This window comes from Nocardia albiluteola, from assembly GCF_018860155.1.
GTDB lineage: Bacteria > Actinomycetota > Actinomycetes > Mycobacteriales > Mycobacteriaceae > Nocardia > Nocardia albiluteola.
Genome location: NZ_JAHKNI010000021.1, coordinates 106,925 through 127,583 on the forward strand (window position 1 = coordinate 106,925; position 20,659 = coordinate 127,583).

General features: G+C 66.4%; 16 protein-coding genes. 10 read left to right on the forward strand and 6 right to left on the reverse strand.

Annotation, left to right across the window (positions count from 1 at the left end):
* Positions 1–9: 9 nt before the first annotated feature.
* Positions 10–1,521 carry a DUF707 domain-containing protein gene (locus tag KO481_RS38660; protein WP_215923513.1) on the reverse strand — a complete coding sequence of 504 codons (1,512 nt, stop codon included), beginning with the start codon at positions 1,519–1,521 and terminating at the stop codon, positions 10–12.
* Positions 1,522–1,760: 239 nt separating this feature from the next.
* Between KO481_RS38660 and KO481_RS38665 the strand changes: the two genes are divergently transcribed.
* The 7 genes from KO481_RS38665 to KO481_RS38695 all read left to right on the forward strand — a co-directional run bounded on the left by KO481_RS38665 (position 1,761) and on the right by KO481_RS38695 (position 13,625).
* Complete coding sequence (locus tag KO481_RS38665; RefSeq protein ID WP_215923514.1) at positions 1,761–2,258, forward strand: YbaB/EbfC family nucleoid-associated protein; 498 nt, start codon at positions 1,761–1,763, stop codon at positions 2,256–2,258.
* Positions 2,259–2,275: 17 nt separating this feature from the next.
* Complete coding sequence (locus KO481_RS38670; RefSeq protein WP_215923515.1) at positions 2,276–8,689, forward strand: WXG100-like domain-containing protein; 6,414 nt, start codon at positions 2,276–2,278, stop codon at positions 8,687–8,689.
* 55 nt (positions 8,690–8,744) lie between these two features.
* A complete protein-coding gene (locus KO481_RS44165; protein WP_281066284.1) occupies positions 8,745–11,222 on the forward strand; it encodes a hypothetical protein in 2,478 nt (825 codons plus the stop codon).
* Positions 11,219–12,025, forward strand: coding sequence for an ESX secretion-associated protein EspG (locus KO481_RS38680; RefSeq protein ID WP_215923516.1), 807 nt, complete (start codon positions 11,219–11,221; stop codon positions 12,023–12,025). The genes KO481_RS44165 and KO481_RS38680 overlap by 4 nt, the downstream gene beginning before the upstream one ends.
* Positions 12,026–12,057: 32 nt before the next feature.
* Positions 12,058–12,357, forward strand: a complete 300-nt coding sequence (locus tag KO481_RS38685; protein WP_215923517.1) for a hypothetical protein — start codon at positions 12,058–12,060, stop codon at positions 12,355–12,357.
* Positions 12,358–12,785: 428 nt separating this feature from the next.
* Positions 12,786–13,154 carry a nuclear transport factor 2 family protein gene (locus tag KO481_RS38690; RefSeq protein WP_215923518.1) on the forward strand — a complete coding sequence of 123 codons (369 nt, stop codon included), beginning with the start codon at positions 12,786–12,788 and terminating at the stop codon, positions 13,152–13,154.
* Between the two features lie 126 nt (positions 13,155–13,280).
* Complete coding sequence (locus KO481_RS38695) at positions 13,281–13,625, forward strand: DUF1330 domain-containing protein (RefSeq protein WP_245402138.1); 345 nt, start codon at positions 13,281–13,283, stop codon at positions 13,623–13,625.
* 202 nt (positions 13,626–13,827) lie between these two features.
* Here KO481_RS38695 and KO481_RS38700 read toward each other — a convergent pair whose 3' ends face one another.
* Positions 13,828–14,148, reverse strand: a complete 321-nt coding sequence (locus KO481_RS38700; RefSeq protein ID WP_215923520.1) for a hypothetical protein — start codon at positions 14,146–14,148, stop codon at positions 13,828–13,830.
* Positions 14,149–14,574: 426 nt separating this feature from the next.
* Between KO481_RS38700 and KO481_RS38705 the strand changes: the two genes are divergently transcribed.
* On the forward strand, positions 14,575–16,581 hold the full coding sequence (locus KO481_RS38705; protein ID WP_215923521.1) for an HNH endonuclease signature motif containing protein: 2,007 nt from the start codon (positions 14,575–14,577) through the stop codon (positions 16,579–16,581).
* A 169-nt stretch (positions 16,582–16,750) separates the two neighbouring features.
* Here the strand turns inward: KO481_RS38705 and KO481_RS38710 are convergent, their stop codons facing one another.
* Positions 16,751–17,251 carry a GNAT family N-acetyltransferase gene (locus KO481_RS38710; protein ID WP_308166945.1) on the reverse strand — a complete coding sequence of 167 codons (501 nt, stop codon included), beginning with the start codon at positions 17,249–17,251 and terminating at the stop codon, positions 16,751–16,753.
* A gap of 211 nt (positions 17,252–17,462) precedes the next feature.
* On the opposite strand from KO481_RS38710, the gene KO481_RS38715 reads away from it, so the two are divergent.
* Complete coding sequence (locus tag KO481_RS38715; RefSeq protein WP_215923522.1) at positions 17,463–17,900, forward strand: Clp protease N-terminal domain-containing protein; 438 nt, start codon at positions 17,463–17,465, stop codon at positions 17,898–17,900.
* Between the two features lie 106 nt (positions 17,901–18,006).
* Here KO481_RS38715 and KO481_RS38720 read toward each other — a convergent pair whose 3' ends face one another.
* The 3 genes from KO481_RS38720 to KO481_RS38730 all read right to left on the reverse strand — a co-directional run bounded on the left by KO481_RS38720 (position 18,007) and on the right by KO481_RS38730 (position 20,155).
* A complete protein-coding gene (locus KO481_RS38720; RefSeq protein ID WP_215923523.1) occupies positions 18,007–18,741 on the reverse strand; it encodes a hypothetical protein in 735 nt (244 codons plus the stop codon).
* A 326-nt stretch (positions 18,742–19,067) separates the two neighbouring features.
* The gene (locus tag KO481_RS38725) at positions 19,068–19,271 is read right to left on the reverse strand and encodes a DUF397 domain-containing protein (protein WP_308166946.1); all 204 of its coding nucleotides are present in this window, start codon (positions 19,269–19,271) and stop codon (positions 19,068–19,070) included.
* Positions 19,268–20,155: a helix-turn-helix domain-containing protein gene (locus tag KO481_RS38730; RefSeq protein ID WP_215923525.1), complete on the reverse strand. Its 888-nt coding sequence runs from the start codon at positions 20,153–20,155 to the stop codon at positions 19,268–19,270. Before KO481_RS38730 ends, KO481_RS38725 begins: the two co-directional genes overlap by 4 nt.
* 215 nt (positions 20,156–20,370) lie before the next feature.
* On the opposite strand from KO481_RS38730, the gene KO481_RS38735 reads away from it, so the two are divergent.
* Positions 20,371–20,583, forward strand: a complete 213-nt coding sequence (locus KO481_RS38735) for a hypothetical protein (RefSeq protein WP_215923526.1) — start codon at positions 20,371–20,373, stop codon at positions 20,581–20,583.
* Positions 20,584–20,659: the final 76 nt, after the last annotated feature.

Sequence of the window (20,659 nt, forward strand, 5' to 3'; positions counted from 1 at the left end):
CAGTATTGCTCATGACTCGGCCTCGGCGGGCTCGCTCTCCTGCGCCGCGGGCTCCGGATCGTCCGTCTTGGCGCTGTGCAGGTGATAGGTATATGTCTGGTACCGCTGCACGTCCGATCCGGCCTCCTCCCAGCTGTACGCCTCGCGCCCGATGTGCCCCAGCCGGATCCGGGTGTCGGCGATGATCGGGAATCCGCTGCGGCGGCAGCGCTCGGAGAAGGCGAAGTCCTCGCCCAGATACCAGTGATTCTCGCCGTCCTCGACGATCATCGGCAGGAAGTAGGGCACGGTCGGATTGCCGAACTGGCGGTTGCAGACGGGCAGCTGCTCCTGCGCCTGGATCTTCTCGTAGACGCTGCGCTTGGTCAGCAGGAATCCGGTTGCGGCGTATTTGATTTCGAGCAGTCCGCCGTCCTTACCGAAGACCAGCTGCTCGGTGCCGGGCTCGAAGTGCACCACCAGCTCGCGGCGGCCCTTCTTGGCGTAGACCCCGCACACCACGGGAAGATCAAGGGCGCGCAGCCGATTCACCGCATCGAAGGGGAAGTCGATATCGGCGTCGATCCACATCAGCTCCTCGAAACCGGCATTGAGCGCGTCGCTGGCCATCTGGCTGCGCGCCTGATCGATCGCCGAGGCGCCGTACAGCCGCCACACCGCGTAGCCCTGCCGCTCGAGCTCGAACAGCCCACGGGCACACGCGGGTTCGATCTTGTCCGCCACCGGGACCAGCACGACGCATTTGGCCGGATCCAGCACGCTGCGGGCGGGGGCCTGCCAGGCCAGGCGCCGCCGCACCAGGCTCGCCGGTTCGGGGAATCCGGCGGGCAGGCCGCGGTGCACGAGGTAGGGCTGGCGCGTGACGCCCTTGCGCTCCATGTAGGCCTGGTATTCCGCCTCCGGATCGTCCACCCCCGCCTCGCGGACCGCGTGGTAGAGATCGCCGCCGCCCTGCGGGCGGGAGTGCCGCACCGGGACCGCGTCGAGAATGGCGGTCTGGCCGGGCTGCAGCATGCTGGTCCACACGTAGTCCATGCCCCAGCCGGTCTGGGTCTCGGAGAAGTCCGGCAGCGCGCGACGCAGGAAGGCTCGGCTCAGGACCGGGGCCATGACCTCGACGAAGTTGGTGTAGCGCAGTGTCCATCGGGCATCGATGCGAGTGATCGGATGCACGACATGGCTGTCCGCGCTCAGCGCCGGCTGGGCCAGCGAGAGCTGGTACTCGGCGCAGTAGTCGAACATGAGATTGACCGTCGCGGTGTTTGCATCGATGTCGTCGTCCGGCAGCCAGATGTAGTCGTAATGGTCGAGCTCGTCGCCGAGCTCGTTGATGACCTGCTGCAGGGGCGGCCATTTCGGCCCCTTGAGATCGATCCGCCGCACATCGGGGGCACGGAAGCGGTCGGGATCGTCACCGTAGTAGCTGACGATCAGATCCCAGTTCCGGTCCACGGGACCGGCCAACCAGTTCTCGTGCAGCGACGTGTCGCCGGCTCGGACAATGACTAGATTGCGTCGCACGTTGGCCAGTATTGCATCGTCCGGCATGCCGGAGCATGTGGAGGCGCAGGCCCGGCAACCGCTCCGGCGCCGCGCGTCGCGCCGGTGAATGGGCCGGAAACGTTACGATTGCGCACCGCTATGCGATTAAATGGATGCAGGCTACCCGCGCCGCACGCGTTGCCGGGCGTGCGCCAGAACATCTTTGGCGCCCTGCGGTCCGGTCGGTTCGGGTTTAGCATTGGGTGTGGAGGTTGCCGATGAGCAATGAGCGTTTGATGGCCGATGCCGCGATGATGATGGAGGCATTAACTAAGCAAATGTCTGGCATCGCCGCGGTGCAGCGCGACCGTGCTCTGCTGACCGCGACGGTCACCGCGTGCGACAAGCGCATCTCCGTCACCGTGAATGCTGATGGCATCCTGATAGCAACCAAATTTGCCGAGGACATCGGCGACCTGTCCTACGAGGAAATCGCCGCGGCGATGACCGAGGCCGTGCAGGCCGCCGCGCGGAAGGCGCAGAAGCAGACCCAGGAGCTCATGGAGCCGCTGCGCCAGGAAAAGGCGCGGCTGCCCAAGCTGTCCGAATTGCTGGAAGGTGCACCGGATCTCGGCGAGATGATGCCCACCGCGCCCCCCGCCTCGCTCGCCCCGCCGGCCTCGCCCGAGCGGCAGCGCGAGGAGGCTCCGGACATGGTCTACGGCGACGTGGAGGACATCCGGCAGCGCTCCTTCATCAATGATCCCGACCGGTAGGTGCGGGTTGTACCGATATGGGCCTCTATCTACCACCTGAGCTTCGCTGGCTGGGCTATGTCGCGGGAGGCGAGTGGCCCGACGGCGACGAGGACGCGATCTGGGATGTCTCGGGCTACTGGAAGGACGCCGCGAAGGCGCTGCGCGAGATAGATTCCGACATCCAGACGGCCAAGAGCCAGGCCGTGTCCGCCTATCCCGAGGGCAGCGGCTCGGACGGCGTGTCGAAGATGTTCGACCAGTTGCTGTCCGGGGATCAGTCGCTCGATCAGCTTGCCGACTATATGGATTCGCTCGGCGACGCGGCCTTCAACATGGGTACGCAGGTGCAGGCCGCGAAGCTCATGGTCATCATCTCGCTGATCGCCCTGGCCATCGAGATCGCCTGGGCGTGGCTGTTCCCGCCGACCGCGCCCGCGCAGGAGGCCGCCTCGATCGGCATCACGCAGGTGGTCGTGCGGTTCCTGGCCAGAATGATCGGCGAGCGCATCCTGTCGCAGGTCGCGAAGTTCCTCGGCGAGAAGTTCATTAGCCTGGCCAGCAAGTTCGTCCTCGAGATCCTGAAGTCGGCCCTGATCTCCGGTGGCGTCGACGCTGCGGTGCAGCTGGGCCAGATGGCGGACGGCAAGCGAAAGAACTTCGACGTCAAGGAGTTCGGCACCGCGCTGGCCGGCGGCGCGCTCGGCGGCGCCGGCGGCAAGATGTTCGGCGACTGGTTCGGCAAGCAGGCCGGCAAGATCTTCCAGGACATGTCCAACCCGTGGATCCGCACCGGCAAGGGCATTCTGGTCGGCGCGGCCGGTGGCGAATTCGGCAACGTTGCGACGAATGTCGCGGGCGGTCTGATCACCGGCGACTGGAGTGGCTTCAGCAACGGGGCGGGCTGGGCCGGTGGCGCCATCCACGGCGGTCTCGGCGGCGGCGTCCGGTCCTACAAGGACGGGCCCCAGTTCGGCGGGGTCAAGAACTTCGAAGTGCCGAACTTCACCCCGGAGGGCGGGTCCTGGGGTTCGAACAAGCCCTACGGGCTCGGCGAGGACATTCCCAACACCACTCCGGCCGGATATCACGGCGGCAGTGAGGAATTCGGCAACAACTCACCGGGCGCCTTCAAGACACCCCCCGTCTCGAACGAACAGCACACGCCCAATCAGGAGCCGGTTACGGTTCCGGGCGACAACAACGGCGCGCCGAAGTCTACGAATAATCCTGGTGAACAGGGGAATTCGAATAGCAAGAGCACTACTCCGGCCGGCGGAGAGTCACCCCCCGCGCCGAAGACCACCTCGACGCCGACCCCCACCGGCAACAGCGACAAGTCCACGCCCATAGGCACTTCCGAGGACGGCAACAACTCGCAGAAGGCCCCGGAGAATTCCGGGGTGAACAACGAGAAGTCCACGCCCACAGGCAATTCCGGTGGCAACGAGCAAAATTACTCGTCCTACGACAATTCCGGCGGCTCGAAGGGCGGACTGTCGGACGGCTCGGGCAACCAGCACGCGGGCCTGAACTCGGATGGCAACAACCAGCACGCGGCCGCGAGCTCGGACGGCAACAACCAGCCCACGACCGGAATCACCTCGGGCAGTGGCCGTTCGAGCTCGGACTCCGGCTTCTCCGCGAGCGGCAACGGCGACGGCACCGTCCAGCGCCCGCAGCTGAGCATCAACACCGACGTCCCCCCGGTGCGCGACGAGCCGGTGAGCCCACTGGGCCCCGGCGAGGACGGCCCGCTCACCGGCAACGAATCCCCGGTCAGCCCGATCGACCAGGCCAACCCGTGGAACAAGCAGAGCAGCCCCCTGCCGGGCGGGTCGCCGGACTCCTCGCCGCTTTCGGATCCCTCGACGAACCGGCCGGTGACGCCGTCGTCGTCGAGCCCGCTCGAATCGAATTCGTCCACACCGGTCGGGAATTCGCCCACCCGGGCCTCGGCCTCCTCGACGGGTGCGGGCGGCAACAACGAGCAGAGCAGCCCGATGTCGGCCTCCTCCAAGGGCACTCCGAGTACCCCGAGCGGTCCGGCCGCGGGCTCGAGCAGCTCCGTGCGCTCCGTGCCCTCGGGCCCGCCCCCCAGCAACCGCGCCCCGGTCAGCGGCCTGGGCGACGGGTCCTCGACCCCGTCCAGCAGCAGGCCGGGCGCCCTGGGCGACGGGTCCTCGACCCCGTCCAGCAGCAGGCCGGGCGCGCTGGACAACAACCAGGGCGGCACGGTCAAGCCGTCGGCCACCCCCGGCGATGGCTCCGGCACACCTCAGAGCACCCCGCAGACCACGGGCGGCGGCCGGTCCGGATCGGGCGCCTCGAACGATAACCCGTTGCCCCCCTACGGTTCCCGACCGCATGACGACGCGACCCCCCATGCGGGCCTGGACACCGGCGGCCTCGGCGGGCACCATGACGGCCCGGGCGGCATCTCCCACGACGGCACGCCCGGCGAGCCGTCCTGGGAGCGAAACCCGGACGGCAGCATCACCGTTCACCTGCCCGACGGCACCGAGGTGCACGTCCAGGACGGTTTCGTCTTCGTCGGCTCGCACGCGGGGGTCGACGGCGGCGGCCCCGCCGCGCCGCACAGCTACGGCCGCGACGGGTCGGTGAAATTCCCGCGGCCGGACGGGAGCATCACCGTCAAACCGGACGGCGAGACCGTCGTCTCGAAGTCCGGCGCCCCGACGACGAAGTACCTGCCCGACGGCACCAAGGTCGAATTCGCGCCCGGCGCACCGACGAAGGTCACCACGCCGGACGGCACGGAACACACGGTGCCCACGGACCAGCAGGGCTGGCAGAAGCACGACGAGTTCGGCTTCACGGTCACCTCGCACGACGGCACCGAGCACACCGTCGATTCCGAGGGCAACATCGTGATCCACCGCCCCGGCGACGACCACGCGATCAAGGTGTCCCCCGACGGCTCGGTGAAATTCACCGATCCCCACGGCGACGAGCTCGGCACTCCGGCGGGCAAGGCCGGCAAGGGCGCGGGCCAGTTCGGCCAGCAGACCTTCGGCCGCCCGCACCGCGTCACGCACACGGTGCTGCCCGACGGCGGCGGCGTGCGCACCACCGGCCCGGACGGCTCGACGACCACCGTGAAGCCCGACGGCTCAACGGAATTCAAGTCCCCGTCCGGCCACACCACCACGCACGACCCGGAGGGCGGGAAGGTCGATTTCGGGCCGGGCGAGCCCACGAAGGTGACCCATCCGGACGGCTCGAGCCACGAGGTGCCCTCCGACAAGGGTTCGTGGGACAAGGATTCCGGCGGCGACATCCGTACCAGCTCGCCCGACGGCACGACGCACCTGATCAAGTCCGACGGCGGCCCGATCGCGGTGGGCCGCAGCGGCGACGACCCGCACCGGTTCATCGTGCACCGGCCGAGCGAGTCCGAGGGGTCCGGGCATTCGCCCGGGACGATCGGATCGATCAAGGGCAAGTTCTCGGACACGTTCGGCTCCGGCAACTTCAGCGAGCACGCCGTCGAGTTCTTCGGCCCCGACGGCAAATCCGTCAAGGTGCAGGTGAGCTCCAACGGGTCGGTCAAGGCCACCGGTTCGGACGGCTCCACCATCACGGTGAAGAAGAACGGCTCCGCGGAGTTCGTCTCCGGCGACGGCGAGAAGACCGGATTCGGCTCGGGCGGAAAGGAATCCGGCTCCAAGGAGAACTGGGTCGGCAACGACGCCACGTGGAGCAAGCAGGGCGACGGCGTGCACATGACCGCGCCCGACGGCACCAAGATCACCGTCGACGGCGAGGGCGACATCCACCTCTCGCATCCCGGCGACGCGGACCACATGGTCACGGTCACCAAGGATCACGAGATCACGTTCGGCAGGCCGGACGGCACCGGCCACACCGTGCACCCCGACGGTTCCGTGCGCACCAAGAGCCCCGACGGCACCGAAACCACCGTCAAGCACGACGGCACAACGACATTCGAGGAAAACAACGGCAACACCACGCTGGCGAAGCCGAACGGCACCGTCGTGCAGCACAGCCCCGACGGCCCGACGGTGGTGTCCGGCCACGACGGCACCGAGCAGACCATGGAGCCGCACGGCGCGGTGACCGTGAAGGAGCCCGACGGCACCGTCCACACCATCAACGATGCGGCAAATCCACTGGGCGGGCGCACGACCAAGTACCCGGACGGCTCCACCACGACGGTGGAGAAGGGCCCGGAGACCCCGGGCCTGAAGGACCAGCTCTTCGGCGACCACAAGCCTCCCTCCGTCGGCCTGAACCGCCCCGACGGCACCGAGCTCTCGGTGAACGACAAGGGCACGGTCAAGGTCACCGACCCGAACGGCACCACCTATGAGAAGGATTCGAAGGGCAACGTCACCGTCACCCGGCCCGGCGAGGAGGGCGGCACGGGTGGCGAGGACAAGCTGCCGATCGAAACCAAGGGCGGCACGGTCAAACTCTCCAACGGCTCGACGCTGGAGAACACCTCCGACGGTTTCAAGGTCTTCCACGACGACTCGGTCTCCGAGGTCGGCAAGGGCGGGGTGAAATTCACCGACCAGGAAGGCAATACGCGCACCACCCGCCCGGACGGCATGATCAGCTCCACGAAACCCGATGGCAGCAGCCGGGATACGCGCTCGGATGGCGCGGTCCGCGACACCCATCCGGACGGCACCGAGGAGGGCAGCCGCCCCGACGGCACCACCTGGACGGTCGACGAGAACGGCAAGGTGCACGTCAACGAGCCCGACGGCACCCAGCGCCCACCCGTCGACCGCCTCAGCGAACACCTCACCGGCGGCCAGATCGTCCCGGTCAAGTCCAACTGGTCGCGCTACGAGGCGCCCGCGCAGACGCCCGATCCCTTCGAATACCAGGCGCCCGAGGCGCCGATCGCCGAGGAGTGGCTCGCGCAGGACCCGCAGTTCCAGAACGGCCCGCCGAACATCAACATGCCGCCCCCGCCGAATTGGCCCGGCGGCAACTGGCCGGGTGGTAACTGGCCGGGCGGCAACTGGCCCCCGCCCTGGTCCCACAACTGGGATCACTTCCCCGGGGTACACACGGCCGGGGGCGGCGGCTCGCACCACATGCCCGACCTGTCGGCGCTGCACAACATGGCCAACCAGGCGGCCGCGGGCCTGCACGGCGGCCCGCCGGGCATGTCGATGCCGAACCTGTCGCCCGCACAGCTGTCCGGTCTGTCGAACATGGCGAATATGCCGGGCCTGTCGAACCTTCGTGGACTGAACGGGCTTTCACCCCAGGCGCTCTCGGGTCTGTCGAATGTGCCCGGGCTGTCGGGCCTGTCGCCGTCGCAGCTGGGCGGGCTCTCGCAGTTCTCGCCGCAGCAGCTCTCGGCGCTCTCGCCCGCGCAGCAGCAGACGCTGGCGGGCCTGTCGCCCGGCCGGCAGCAGGCGCTGGCGGGGCTGTCCCCGCAGCAGCTCGCCGGTATGTCGCCGGCGCAGCTGGCGGGCCTGACCGGCCTGACTCCGGCGCAGCAGTCGGCGCTGTCGCCGTCGCAACTCGGTGCGCTCTCGGGACTTTCGCCGCAGCAGCAGTCGGCGTTGTCGGGCATGCCCGCCTCGGAGCTGGCGGGGTTGTCGCCCTCGCAGCTGTCCGAACTGCGGAACATGACCCCGCAGCAGTTGGCGCAGCTCTCGCATCTGTCCCCGCAACAATTGGCGAACGCGCTGAATGCCGCTCAGGCGCAACAGGGTCCGCCCGGACTCGGCAACCTGGCGGGCCTGCAGCAGGGCCTCAACGGACTGACCGGGACGAACGGCCTGTCGGGCCTGAACGACCTGTCCAGCCTGGCGAATTCGGCCAACCCGGCGCTGACCAACGCACTCTCGGGACAGAATTCGATGCCCTCGCTCGGCGCGCAGGACCTGGTGAATTCCCTGGGGCACGACGGATCCGGGACGGCCGGCGGCCACGGTGGCGGCGGATCCGCCGATTCGGCCGGCGGACAACAGGACCCGGCCGCGGAGTACGGCCCCGACGCGGCCAAGGGCATGGCCGCGGTCACGAGGGGCGGCGGTGGCACGTCCGCCGCGGGCGGCCCCGGGGCCGGACATGCCTCCCCGGATGCGTTGCAGCACAACCCGGCAGCCCAGGACCAGACCCCGGCCGCACCGTCCCAGGGCGGTGGCGGATCACCGGGATCCGCGGGCGGCGCCCAGAAGCCCGAGGGCGAGGGCGAGGGCGGCGGAAAGCCGGCCCGCAAGGGCGCCAAGAAGAAGACGCCCCCGAAGAAGCGTGCGATACCCAAGTCGGTGCTGATGATGTCGCCGGACGAGGAGATCGCGCCGGAGGAGCCGGAGGCCGACGTGGACGTCAAGTTCACGATGGGCGGTTCCGCAGGCGCACAGGCACGTTCGGGGAACAAGGTGACCCCGGAGGTGGTCACCAAGGCGCCCACCACAGGTGATCCACCCGCGGACTGAGCGTGGCGGCAGGCCGAGCGGACGTTAATGAACTTTATGAGGGAGATGGCAGAGCATGGTTGCGGCAAGCGGTAGCGGCGGTAGTAACGGAGGGAGTTTCGGCACATCCACCGGCGGTCCCAACGACACGTCCGGCTTCGACCTGACCGACTGGAAAAACCTCGACAACGGCGCCAAGAACGGTTCCCTGGGCATCAACACCCAGATCAAGGCCGCCGACGAGGTGTTCAAGAAGAGCGCGCAGGCGGTCAACGAGCTGATCCAGCAGATGGGGGTGTACTCCAAGTACATCACCGACAACCAGATGAACGCCATCCCGCCCATCACGAACGAGCTGGGCGGCACCGAGCTCACGAACATCTACAACCAAAAGGGCGGCACCATTCTCGACGGGATCTCGGGCCTGACCCAGATCCTGACGAACATGGAGAACACGTTCCTCGACGCGCTCAAGGCCTACCGCAAGGCGGAGGGCCAGTCCACGGACGATCTCAACAGCATCGCCGGGGCGGCCCTGAACAACAATCCGAACAACCGAAACCCTCCGGGCGCTTCGGATTTCGGTGTGAGCGAGGACAACAACACGCCCACGACCCCGCAGAATCACGACACCACTCAGACGGTGTCGATCTCGGATGCGAGCTCGTGGACGTTCGACGACTTCTACAACTTCGGCCGCAAGATGATCGGCAGCGACTGGAACACGGACATCGCGGGCACCCGATACGCCTGGATGGCCAACCAGATGGCCCAGGACATCAGCACGCTGACAACACAATTGGCGAACATCAAGGCCGATATGTGGACCGGTATCGGCGCGGACGACGCCATGAAGGCCATCGGGCGCTTCGAAAAGGGCGCGCACGCCTTCAGCGACAGCATCAACGAGCTCTCCACGGTCCTGAAGTACACCTCGGGTTTCCTGAAGTCCACGTTCGACAATATGCCCGACAACACCTGGGAGGCCTGGCACCACTGGCGAGCCAGTTGCACCCTCAAGAAGTGGCGCGACGGGTACCTGAACACCTACAACAACACCTATGTGCCCGGCATCAAGGGCGCGCTCGGCGGCCTTCCGCTGATTACCGTCCTCGGTCAGGGCACCGGTAACGCCAGCTCGAGCGGGTCCAACAGCGGCAGCGGCACGGGCAGCGGCAGCGGTACCGGCAGTGGTACCGGCAGTGGCAGCGCGGGCGGCAGTGGCACCGGAAGCGGTACCGGCTCGGGCAGTGGCACCGGTTCGGGCAGCGGGACCGGCGGCGGCAACGGCTCCGGCGGCGGCAACGGCTCCGGCAACAGCAGCATGGGCGGGTACAGCGCCGGTTACTCGGCCGGTTACTCCGCGGGCTTCCAGGCCGGTGAGAACGCGGCGCACAACGGCGGCGGAGGCGGCAACCAGGGCGGCGGCGGTGGCGGCTCGTACGGCGGCGGCAGCGGCCAGGGCGGTGGCGGCGGCGGCAGCGGCCAGGGCGGTGGCGGTGGCGGCGGCAGCCAGGGCGGTGGTGGCACCGGCGGTGGCACCGGCACCGGCGGTGGCGGCGGCGGCAGCTACGGCGGTGGCAGCTCGGGCAGCACCTACGGCGCGGGCGGCGGCCCTGGCACCGGCGGCGGCACGGGCGGCGGCACCGGCGGCGGCCCCGGAACCTTCGGCGGCCAAGCGGGTTACAACTCGAGCTCGGCCGGGTCGACCAACGGCAGCCAGACCTCCGCGCTCAACCCGGCCTCCGCGTACGCCGCGGCGTACTCCGCGGCAATGGCCTCGCTGGCGAGCCAATACGGCGGATCCTACGGCGGCGGTAGCGGTTCCGGCTTCGGTCTGCTGTCGGGTTCCGGCTTCGGTCTGCTGTCCGGTTCCGGGTTCGGTCTGCTGTCCGGTTCCGGCTATGCCTTCGGCAGTGGCTCCGGAGCCTACGGCAGCGGCTCGTTCGGCTTCGGCAGCGGTTCCGGCTTCGGCAGCTACGGCGCATCCGGTTATGCCGCAGGCTATTCGGCCGGGTTCCTGGCGGGAGAACAGGCCGCGGGCATGTCGGGCGCGGGCCTGGGCAGCCTGTTCGGCGGCGGTTCCGGACTGGGCAGCCTGGGCAGCGACCTGGGCGGCCTGCTGTCCGGCATCCTGCCCGGGATCATCAACGCGGTCGCCTCGGGCGCGGGCCAGCTGCCCGGCATGCTCGGAAATGCGTTGAGCAGCATCGGCGCCGGGCTCGCCGACGCCGGTCATCAGCTGCAGGACGTCGGGAACCAGATCGATGCGGCCGGTCAGCACGTCGCCGCGACCCTCGATGCCCCTGCCGATGTGTCGAAGCTGTTCCCGCGGGCCCAGATCGGGGATGTGCAGAATCCGGCCGATCCCGGCCAGCAGAGCAACCAGCAGATGGGCGGCGGGATGCCGCCGATGGGCGGCATGGGCGCCGGCGGCGGCCAGCAGGGCGGCGGGTCCAAGGAACACAAGAGAGCCAAATATCTGGATGGCGCATCGAATCTCGACGATGTGCTCGATCCGGTTGACAAGGTGAGGCCGGTGATCGAACCGTGAGTGAGCAGTGGAATTTCACCGGACTCGAATTCCAGGTGATCTGCGACAGGTATCGCAGCGGGTCGATGCCCGACCCGCTGTACTACACCCTCGACGAGCCGATGACGATCGACGAGGCCGGTCGCCTGAAGGAGAAGACCTGGGAGGAGTTGCAGGCCAGGTGGGATCCGATCTGGGACTCGATGGTCGATGTGCTGTGTGCACCCGAGCTGTACATTCGGGTGCACGGCTGGGACGAGATCGACCAGGACAACGGCGCGAAGAACATGTACATGCACTTCGCCCGCAGCGGCGCGCAGGCGTTCAGCTTCGTGCAGAAGCCCGGTAAATCCATGTGGCACACGGACGGTTTCGTCGTGACCGAATGCGACCCGAATGCCCTGGCCAACGAGGTCGTCAACGCGCTGCCGATGGTGTCGGCGGGCCGGCTGCCCAACACCCCGATGATCATCGATCCCGCCGAGCACGTGGGCAACCGCGGGTCGAGCTTCTTCCGCGACGATGACGACGACGAGCCGCCCGCCCAGATCTCGGCGCGGTTCTGGCAGACCCGCGCCAGGCTGACCGGCACGGTCGTGATCGTGCAGGGCCGCTCGATGTACGGGCCGCGCGGCATCCGCGAGGAAAAGATCATGTGGCGCGACGTGATCGGAGACGGCCGCTACGTCATGACGATGGATGACCATCCCATCGCGGTGGGCGCCGGCCCGGAGGCCTTCGTCCGCCGCATCCAGCGGGACATCGACAATCTCATGGATCGCGTCGAAACCCAGTGGGAGGCAGGCTATGAGGATCGCTACTGACACGAAATCACGGCCGAGGTAAGGAGATCGAGATGGCTGGCGAGAAGAAGGTCAGGGTCAACACCCACGAGCTGCGCGTGGCCGCCGGCACGATGAACGATGCCGGGGGCCGGGTGAAGAACGTGTTCGACACGCTCCGGAACAACCTGCACATCAAGGGCAACCCGTTCGGCAACGACGACTACGGTCACAAGTTCACCGAGGGCGAAAAGGGGTACGACACCTCGAGCAAGAACCTGCTCTCGGGCGGCGACAACATGACCGACTCGCTCGACAAGTTCGGCAGCGGAATGACCGACGCTGCAAAGAAAATGGACGATATGGATCACTAGGATCGGCCTGCCTGCAGGAGCCCGGAGCGATAGGCCGGGCTCCATGCGAGCCGGTCGTTGATGTCGGTGTCCATCGCGGCCGGCGATGCGGCACCGGGGGCGATGATCCGTACCGAGTCGAGTTCTGTTCCGATGAGCGTGATTTCGTCGTGGAGAACGTGGTCGGGGACCAGATGGGCGGCGGGTGCGATGACGGTGATGTGGTCGCACCCGACGGCCAGATCGGCATTGGTCGGTGACCACAGGCCCCCGTAGATCTGGAACCTCGACGCTCTCGCGCGGGTTCGCCGAAGTTCCGGGGTCGTGGCTGGGGCGGGGCGGCGAGTGCAGACGCCGGTAGGCGGTACCTAAGTGCGACAGATTCCGGGGGGTTCGGATCTCCATAACGTAGTGCTCACAACGCAGCAAGCACTACGAAGGAGAAGGCAATGAGCGACGTGAACGAGCTGGTCGAGGGCTACCTGGCGGCCTGGAACGCCACCGAGCCGCAGGCGCGCCAGGCACTGGTCGCCAGTGTGTTCGCCGAGGATGCCGGCTACACCGATCCGTTGGTCGCGGTCGCCGGGCATGCCGGTCTGGAGGCCACCATCGCCGCGGTGCAGGGGCAGTTCCCGGGGTTGGAGTTCAGCCTCGGCGGACCGGTCGACGCCCACCATGACATCGCGCGGTTCACCTGGCACCTCGGGCGTCCCGGCGGTGAGCCGCTGGTCATCGGATTCGATGTCGCGGTGATCGGCGCGGACGGCCGGATCACCCAGGTGCTCGGGTTCCTGGACAAGGTGCCCGCGGGCGCCTGAGCCAGTGACCCGGGTCCGCCGGTGGCCGCCGCTGCGGCACTTTGCCGCTCATCATCACACCATTCTGCCGAGCTCAGTGCGACTTTTCTCGTCACTGGACACCACATGCCTATCAAGGAGGATGCCATGACGGCATACATCATCGCCCATGTTCACAGCACGAATTTCGGCCCGGAGATTGTCGAGTACCTCCGCCGAGTCGATGCCACGCTGGAGCCGTTCGCCGGAGTCTTCCGCACCCACGGAAACCCGAGTGCCGACACAATCGAAGGAGACTGGAAGGGCGACCTGATCATTATCGAGTTCCCCACCATCGAAGCGGCCCGCGGTTGGTACGAATCCCCGGCGTACCTGGAGATCCGCAACCTGCGTACGGACAACACCACCGCCGACCTGATTCTGTTCGAGAGTCTGCCCGCGGGATACCGAGCCGACTCCGCATTGGCCTACCTGCTGCCAGAACAAGACTGACCTACACCCGTCCGACACCCGGCGGGCCTGGGGCCTGATGGTCGCCGGTCGGTGTGCGCCCGGATGGGGGACCGAATCAGCACACCCGCCAACCCCCATCTCACACGCAGCCGCCGGAGACATGAACGAGTCACACCCATCAACACCGGTTCCGAAGTACTGCCGCGCCCCTCCGGAGCTTGCCACTCGATTCCCTCTCCGCTCAACGGCCCTCCTGGCGAACACCGCTCAGCTCGGTAGCCGCAGACCACGCCCGACGCCCCCGAATGATGCGGCGAACCCACGAATAGACCACAACGCCTACCACGGCCAAACAGATGTCCCCAACGAACTCAGCAAGGATGCCAGCAGTGGTACGCACCCCAAGAGGAACAGAGTCGATGCTGGCAATGAGCCCGAAGAACAACAGCACAGGGAACGTCGCCGCAGCCATCAGCACTGTCGACGTTCCAGGGTTCTGAGACACCCATCCGGCGAAGAACCCGACGACCAGCGTGGCAACGAACCAATGATTCTGGTGCATTGTCCGCGGATGGTCTCAGATCGATCCGGGCCCGCCTGATGGACGGATCGCAGTGGCGGCGGTGGTGTACGTCGAGTGTGTATGTCGTCCTTCCGGCGCTAGGGCCCGCCGATAGTGAGCTGGTTCGGCGGGCGGTGCGCTGGTTGACCGGCACCCGGTTGCTCATCGACTCCGGTCCGCGGTCCGGGTGTTCCCGCTCGCGGCATGAGGGGTGTGAGGTAGGGGTGAAACGGGCTCGGTAGATCCTGGATGCGGTGCTGGCCGACAATCCGTGAGGGGTGCCGGGTCGAAACCCGCTCTGGGGCAGGGTATGCGGGCGGGTGGCACCCGCACACCCGGCGTCCCCCCAGATTCGACACGCCGAAAAATGCTGTCTACCAATATAATTGGTGGCGTGTCTGATTTTGCGCGGGTAGAATTGAGGGCATGGTGGAGGGGATGCCCAGGATTGCCGCGTATCCGGATCCGAGTGATCCGTCCGATGCGCGATCCTGCCTCGCCGATCTCGAGTATGCGAGAACAGTGGAGAATGTCGCGTGCCACCGAAAGATTCTGGCCGCCATGGAACTGTGGGAACATCGCATGATCGCCGCCGCCGATCGGGGTGCGGACGCGGTGCTGGCGGGGAACGACACCTTCTCGGAAATCAGTGCCCGCCTACACTGTTCGCACACTACGGCCCGAGGTTACGTCGAGGCCGCAGCACTGCTGCTACGCATGCCGATTCTCGGAGGAAGCGTCGCCCGCGGTGAGATCGACTATGCCAAGCTTCGCATGACCACCACCGTATTCGGCGACGACGCGAGCCCGCGCACCCTCAGTCTATTGGAAGAGCAAGTTGCGTGTGCCGCAGCGGAATTCACGCCGTCGGCCTTGCGTGCGCAACTGTGGAAACTATGGTTGGCGGCAGATCCGGACGAGGCCGCCGAGGCGTGCCGTCGCCGGGCAAGCACCGACCGGCGAGCGTACATTCGCCGGGGCGGGCACGGATTATCCTGGCTCACCGCCTGTGTGACCGATGCCGAGGGTAGTCAGGCCGACGCGCTACTGTGCGAGATCACCGCCACCGTGTGCTCGAACGATCCCCGCAGCAAAAGCGCGCTGCGAGCCGACGGGTTGATGGCACTGCTGCATGGCGAGGCGGCCCTGGTCTGCGGTTGTGGACAAGCCGACTGCCCGAAGGGGACCCAGCCCGCCCCCTCGCGGCGCAAGCCGCTGGTCGAGGTCGTTGTCGATGCGGAAACCCTACTCGGCCTGGCCGACAACCCCGCCACTCTGCCCGACGGTGCACCCGTCGACGCGGAGGTTGCCCGCGCTCTAGCGCAGGATGCCACGTGGCGGGCGATCATCACCGACACCCGTGATGCCTTGGCGCGCAGCACTATCGCGGGCGAGGGCGTAGACGAAACTGCGAGCAATGCAGCATCTTCCGGCGTCGGCAATGCAGATCGCACATCGGCAAACGGGTCTCCTGCCCTGCCCGCAATGGAGCTTGCGGCGGCCCAGGGATCGGAAATCTGCTGTGCAACAACTGGAATTGACGCACGATCAGTCGCGCCCGTGGAACGAGAGGCCCCATCCGCGCCGGCCCGGGCGAACGGAACATACGCTGCGTTGGCCGCTGCTCTGGACGATATCGAATTACGCTTTGGGACTGGCGATTCCGTCGAGCGGGAGCCGCTACCGTCGCCGCCCAGTCGGAATATTCTCGCCCGGGGAAGCGTACGCCGGTCCGGTGCGATACCGGCGCGCGCGTGCGGGCGGGCGCGGAGTAGGGATGCGGTCACGGTGAGTGGTGCGGCGGAACTCATCGAGGCATGGGCCGACGCTATCGCCGCGGGCCCGGACGAAACCGGTGCGGACACCATAGGGCACGGCGAACTTCGTGATCCGCCGCCCGGTGCGCTGGTCTATCAGCCACGCGCGGACGTGGCCGCGATCGTGCGCGCGCAATATACGACCTGTGCCTTTCCTGACTGTGCGGTACCGTCGCGGCGCTGCGAGCTCGATCATGTCGTCGCCTTCGACCATGATGATCCTGTTCGCGGCGGCTGGACTATTCCCGCGAACTTGCAGCCGCTCTGTAAACGGCATCATGACATTAAATCTCACCGATACTGGACCTGCTCCACGCTTCGGGGCGGCGCCCATCACTGGCGGCACCACAGCGGACTCGAGCGTATTACTGTGCCCTGCAATGGATTTGCTGTAGGTGCAACCCAGCAGCCGCAGTCGGCCCTGGCCCTGGCCCCGTCGTACAGCGATGTACTCACCCCGGCGGAGTCACTCGACCTGCTGTACGAACCGACTTGGTGGGAGCGGAATATGGGCAGCTACGAACATCCGGGCAACGATCGTTACCTGGTCGCCCACTATCGCGAACACCAGGCCATTGTGCATCGCCGCATGGCCCTGCAACCTGCGCCGTTCTGAGCGATTATCGTGGTCGACATGGGGTTCGCTGCGGTCGTTACGGGCTCGGATCCAGCTGCGTCCCTAGTGCCCCGGTCAGTCGTGCCGGTCTTGGGCGCCTCGGCTCGACGAGGCGCCGGATGGGCGGGCTCGTGAGTGCTCCGGCTCCTGAGCAGCGCACTGCTCCCGGTCAGTCCAGCTTCTTTTCGAACCAGTGATCTGCCAGCGGGTCGTCGCCGTATGGCGGAATCTCCGCGTATCCGTGCTTAGCGTAGAGGGAGCGGGCCTCCACGAGATCGTTGCGGGTATTTAGGCGGATCGCGTGTGCGCCAAGTTCGCGGGCGGCGAGCTCCGCCGACGCCAGCAGCTCGGCGGCGCCGCCGTCGCCCCGTGCATCGGGGCGGATGAACATGCGTTTCAGCTCGAGTGTCCGCGCATCGAGGCGGCGCAGGCCGACGCAGCCGACGGCCGTGCCGGTTCGGCGCGCGAGCAACAGCAGGCCGGTCGGCGGGGTCAGGTCGTCGCTATCGTAACCATCGGCGAGGTGCCGGTCGATCTCCGCGTCATCGGTGGGACGGCCGTAGTAGCGGCTGATCATCTCGGCCAGATAGAGCCGGAGGATGGCGGCCGCCTCGGGCGAACGCGGCTCGGCGGGCTCGACCGTCCATGGGGCAGAACCGTTCTCTGTCACGGGATCATTCTCTCCCGCTCGTCAATGCCGGATTTTGGAGTCGACGGCGAAGTCGCGCTTGGGTTCAGCGTGCTGATCCCGTACTGGTCCAGCGTCATTCAGCTCGTCTCCGTGTCCATGCTGATTCTGGCCGTGGTCGTCACGGCGGCTACACCGGGCGACTGGCGGCATGGGCGGAAGCCGTTCTGGCACTGGCGGTTCAGATCGGGGTTTGGCCGCGACCTCGGGCGTGGCCGGTGAAGTGCTCGGCGCCCACGGTGTCGAATTGGGCCGGGTACGTCAGGAGGTCATCCGGCTGACTCGAGAGGCTGGGGTTGCGGCGACCGGAGGCCGGTTAGCGAACGAAGCGTTGTCGTCGATCGGTATCGATGTGGTCGAGATCCAGCGTCGTGCCGACGATACCTTCGGCCCCGGCGCGTTCCGGTTTCCCCGACCAGCGTTCACAGTGCAGAGCAAGAAAGTACTGCAAAAGTCCTTGCAGGCGTCGGTCGAACTCGGCGACGTGCAGATCGACACCGGGCACATCCTGCTCGGCCTACTCGATACCGACACTGACGCAATCGCCACGCAAGCCCTCGAAGCCCTTGGCGTCGACTCCACCGCGCTGCGGTCGGCAACACTGAACCGCCTGGAACGCAGAGCGCCCTAGCGCTCGAACATCGCGAATAGCCGCGCATCCCGCCATCCGAAACGAGTTCTCAGATGCGCTCTAAGCGAAGGGGTTCGCAGTCCTATGGTGCTCGGGCCGACGGCCGTCACTTCGTGTCGCCGGCCGCGCTGGTCCACGCTTCCGGACTGAGATAGTGCTTGCGGTGTCCGGCTCGAAGGACCGCGCACAGCGTGTCGAAGTGTTCGACGTCGGGTGGAAGGCGTGCCAGCAGGCGCAGAGCGGGTTCGGGCTCGAGGTCTCCGTACACGTCGTGGTAGCTGGTGAGCAGCCCCCTGAAGAGGGCACGCTGGAGCTCGGGCACCTCGACTGCCGTCAGGTAGACCGGCTCCTTCAGCGTCCACGGCACCGGGCCCGAGATCTCGAGCACCCGCTGGGCTCGACGGAGCAGCGCGGCGTCGCCGGAGTGCAATTTCCCGGTATCGTCGCCGAGCACCTGAGCGAATGCTGTTTCGACCGTGGTGCGATCCTCGAACCAGTGGACCCACAGCGAATAGTCGATCGCCTCGGTTGCCTCCGGCGCCTCGAGTCGCGACCGGTACTCGCGCCATAACACCTGGTGGACAAGGGGATCCGTGGTGTGGGCGATCAGGAAGCCGATTTCGCAGGTGACCCAGTATTCGTCGACCAAGTCCAGGAGCCCGAAGCCCAGTCGCAGCCGGCCGGACTCGTCGAGATCGGGATCACCCAGCATTGCGCCGGCCCACTCGTGAGCCACGTCGTTGGGGGATAGCTGTCGACTTTCGGCGAGCCAGACGTCTTCGTCGACCTGAACGACGCCCTCCGCGGCAAGCCAGCGGCGCGCCTCTTCCATGGCGGTCATCGTTCGGCTCCTTGATGATTGGTTCCCAGGGGTTGGTGCGTGGCCGGTTTCACCGCGGTGGGGCGGTTGGGTAGGCATGAGACCATGCCTGCTCGTACCACCCCCTTTCGCGCGCCCTCCCGTTGTCGTGTCGCACGATGACTTCAGTAGACCGTGGGCCACTCGTGTGGGGTTGCCCACGCCTGAGGAAGTTCGCTGCGCCACCTCGCGATGGAATGACGAGGTGGAGTCGATGCGAAAATCAGCCTCCTCCGAACCGACTCGGGCAGAATAGAATTCGGACGGAGCGGTTCGGGGGACGCTGTTCGGTTTCGGAGGTATTTCGGCTATGCGGGGTGGTCGAAGGTGCCGGAGGTGAGGACGGCGGTGAAGGCGTCCCATTCGGCGGGGGTGAAGGTGAGGGCGGGGGCGGTGGGGTTTTTGGAGTCGCGGACTCCGACGGTGTTGGGGGTGAGGAAGGCGACCTCGACGCATTCGTTGCCTGTCTTGCTGTAGCTGCTCTTGAACCAGTTGGAGGAAGTTGTAGTCACCGTGAGATCTCCTTTGCGACCTCGGACAAGTAGGCGCGGGTTTGTGCCGTACTCAGTGCCGAGTCTTGGATGTCGGACCATGAATCACGATACAGGGCAACCTGTTCCGGCTTCTGGAGATAGAGATTGCCACCGTACGGCCCACCCTCTAGGAACACGACCGGGGTGTCTGCGATCGGGTCGTCAGGTCGGTCGAAGTCGAGGATGAGGAAGGGGCCCATTTCGGTTCCTCTGTAAATGCCTATATCGAGTGGAACTAGCTGAATGGTGACGTTGGGCAGGGCCGAGAGCTCCAAGATGTGGCGTACGTGGCCAGCGGCAAACCCATCGTGACAGAGTGCTCGACGGATTATGCCTTCGTCCAGGATCGCGTTCAGCCGGAAGTCGGGTTTGCAGAGGATATCCTGGCGGCGCATCCGAACTCGAGTATGGCGTTCGACCTCCTCGGGTGTGAGGTCAGGGTTTGTTCGGAACAGGGCCCGGGCGTACTCGTCGGTCTGCAATAGGCCTGGTAAGCGTTCATTTTGGTAGATCGTGAACGTTGTGGCCAGACGTTCGAGGTTGATGTAGACGTCGAGCTTGTGGGGAGAGAGCACGTCGTTGAAGTCGTACCACCAGTCGGTAGCGGACTCCGCCTCGGCGGCAAGCGTTTTCAGGCTGGCCCTGGTCTCACGGTCTACTCGGTAGACATCACACAGCTTGTCGAGGTAGATCGGTTTCAGGTTGCAAGGTTGCCCCTTGAGCATCTTCGCCACCGTGGTGTGGTGGACGTTGATCTGCTCCGCAACGTCCTTGATGTAGAGCCCGGAGTCCTTGTGGAGCATCATCAGGATGCGGGCGAGCTGGCTTCGGGGGATCGAGAAGGTCTTCGGCTGAGCTGGCATCGAGCTTCCTCCTTGGTCGTTACCTGCGGGATTACCTCTCCATGACCGCAGCTGCGTTATTTCGAAGCCGACCATTTTCTTGAAAAACTTGCCTGCACACCGAATTAGGTGTGACATGGGTGCTGCGCTCGGACGGTGGCTCTCGAACCCCACCGATGACGAGCAATCGAAGGTGAAATGTTGACCGGCACACCCGAATAGTTCCGGGGGACTCCATGATTACCACCCAAATCGCCGACACGCCAGAGAAGATCGCATTCGATCTACCGAAAGCCGTTGGCGTCGTTCGGTATGACCTCTCCGAGTCGAATGCCGACAGGCACACTGTCGCCATTCGACGACACGCGGAAACGCTCGGCTACGACTATCTGTACACGGTCGTGCGCCACGAGGCGCTGTTTTCCGGTTCGGAGGTGAGAGGCCTTTGAAGTGATTGTGTCGCAGCATGATCGCTGTAGCTGAGGGCAGTCTGATCCGGGAGACGCCGGGGAGGACGGGAAGCAG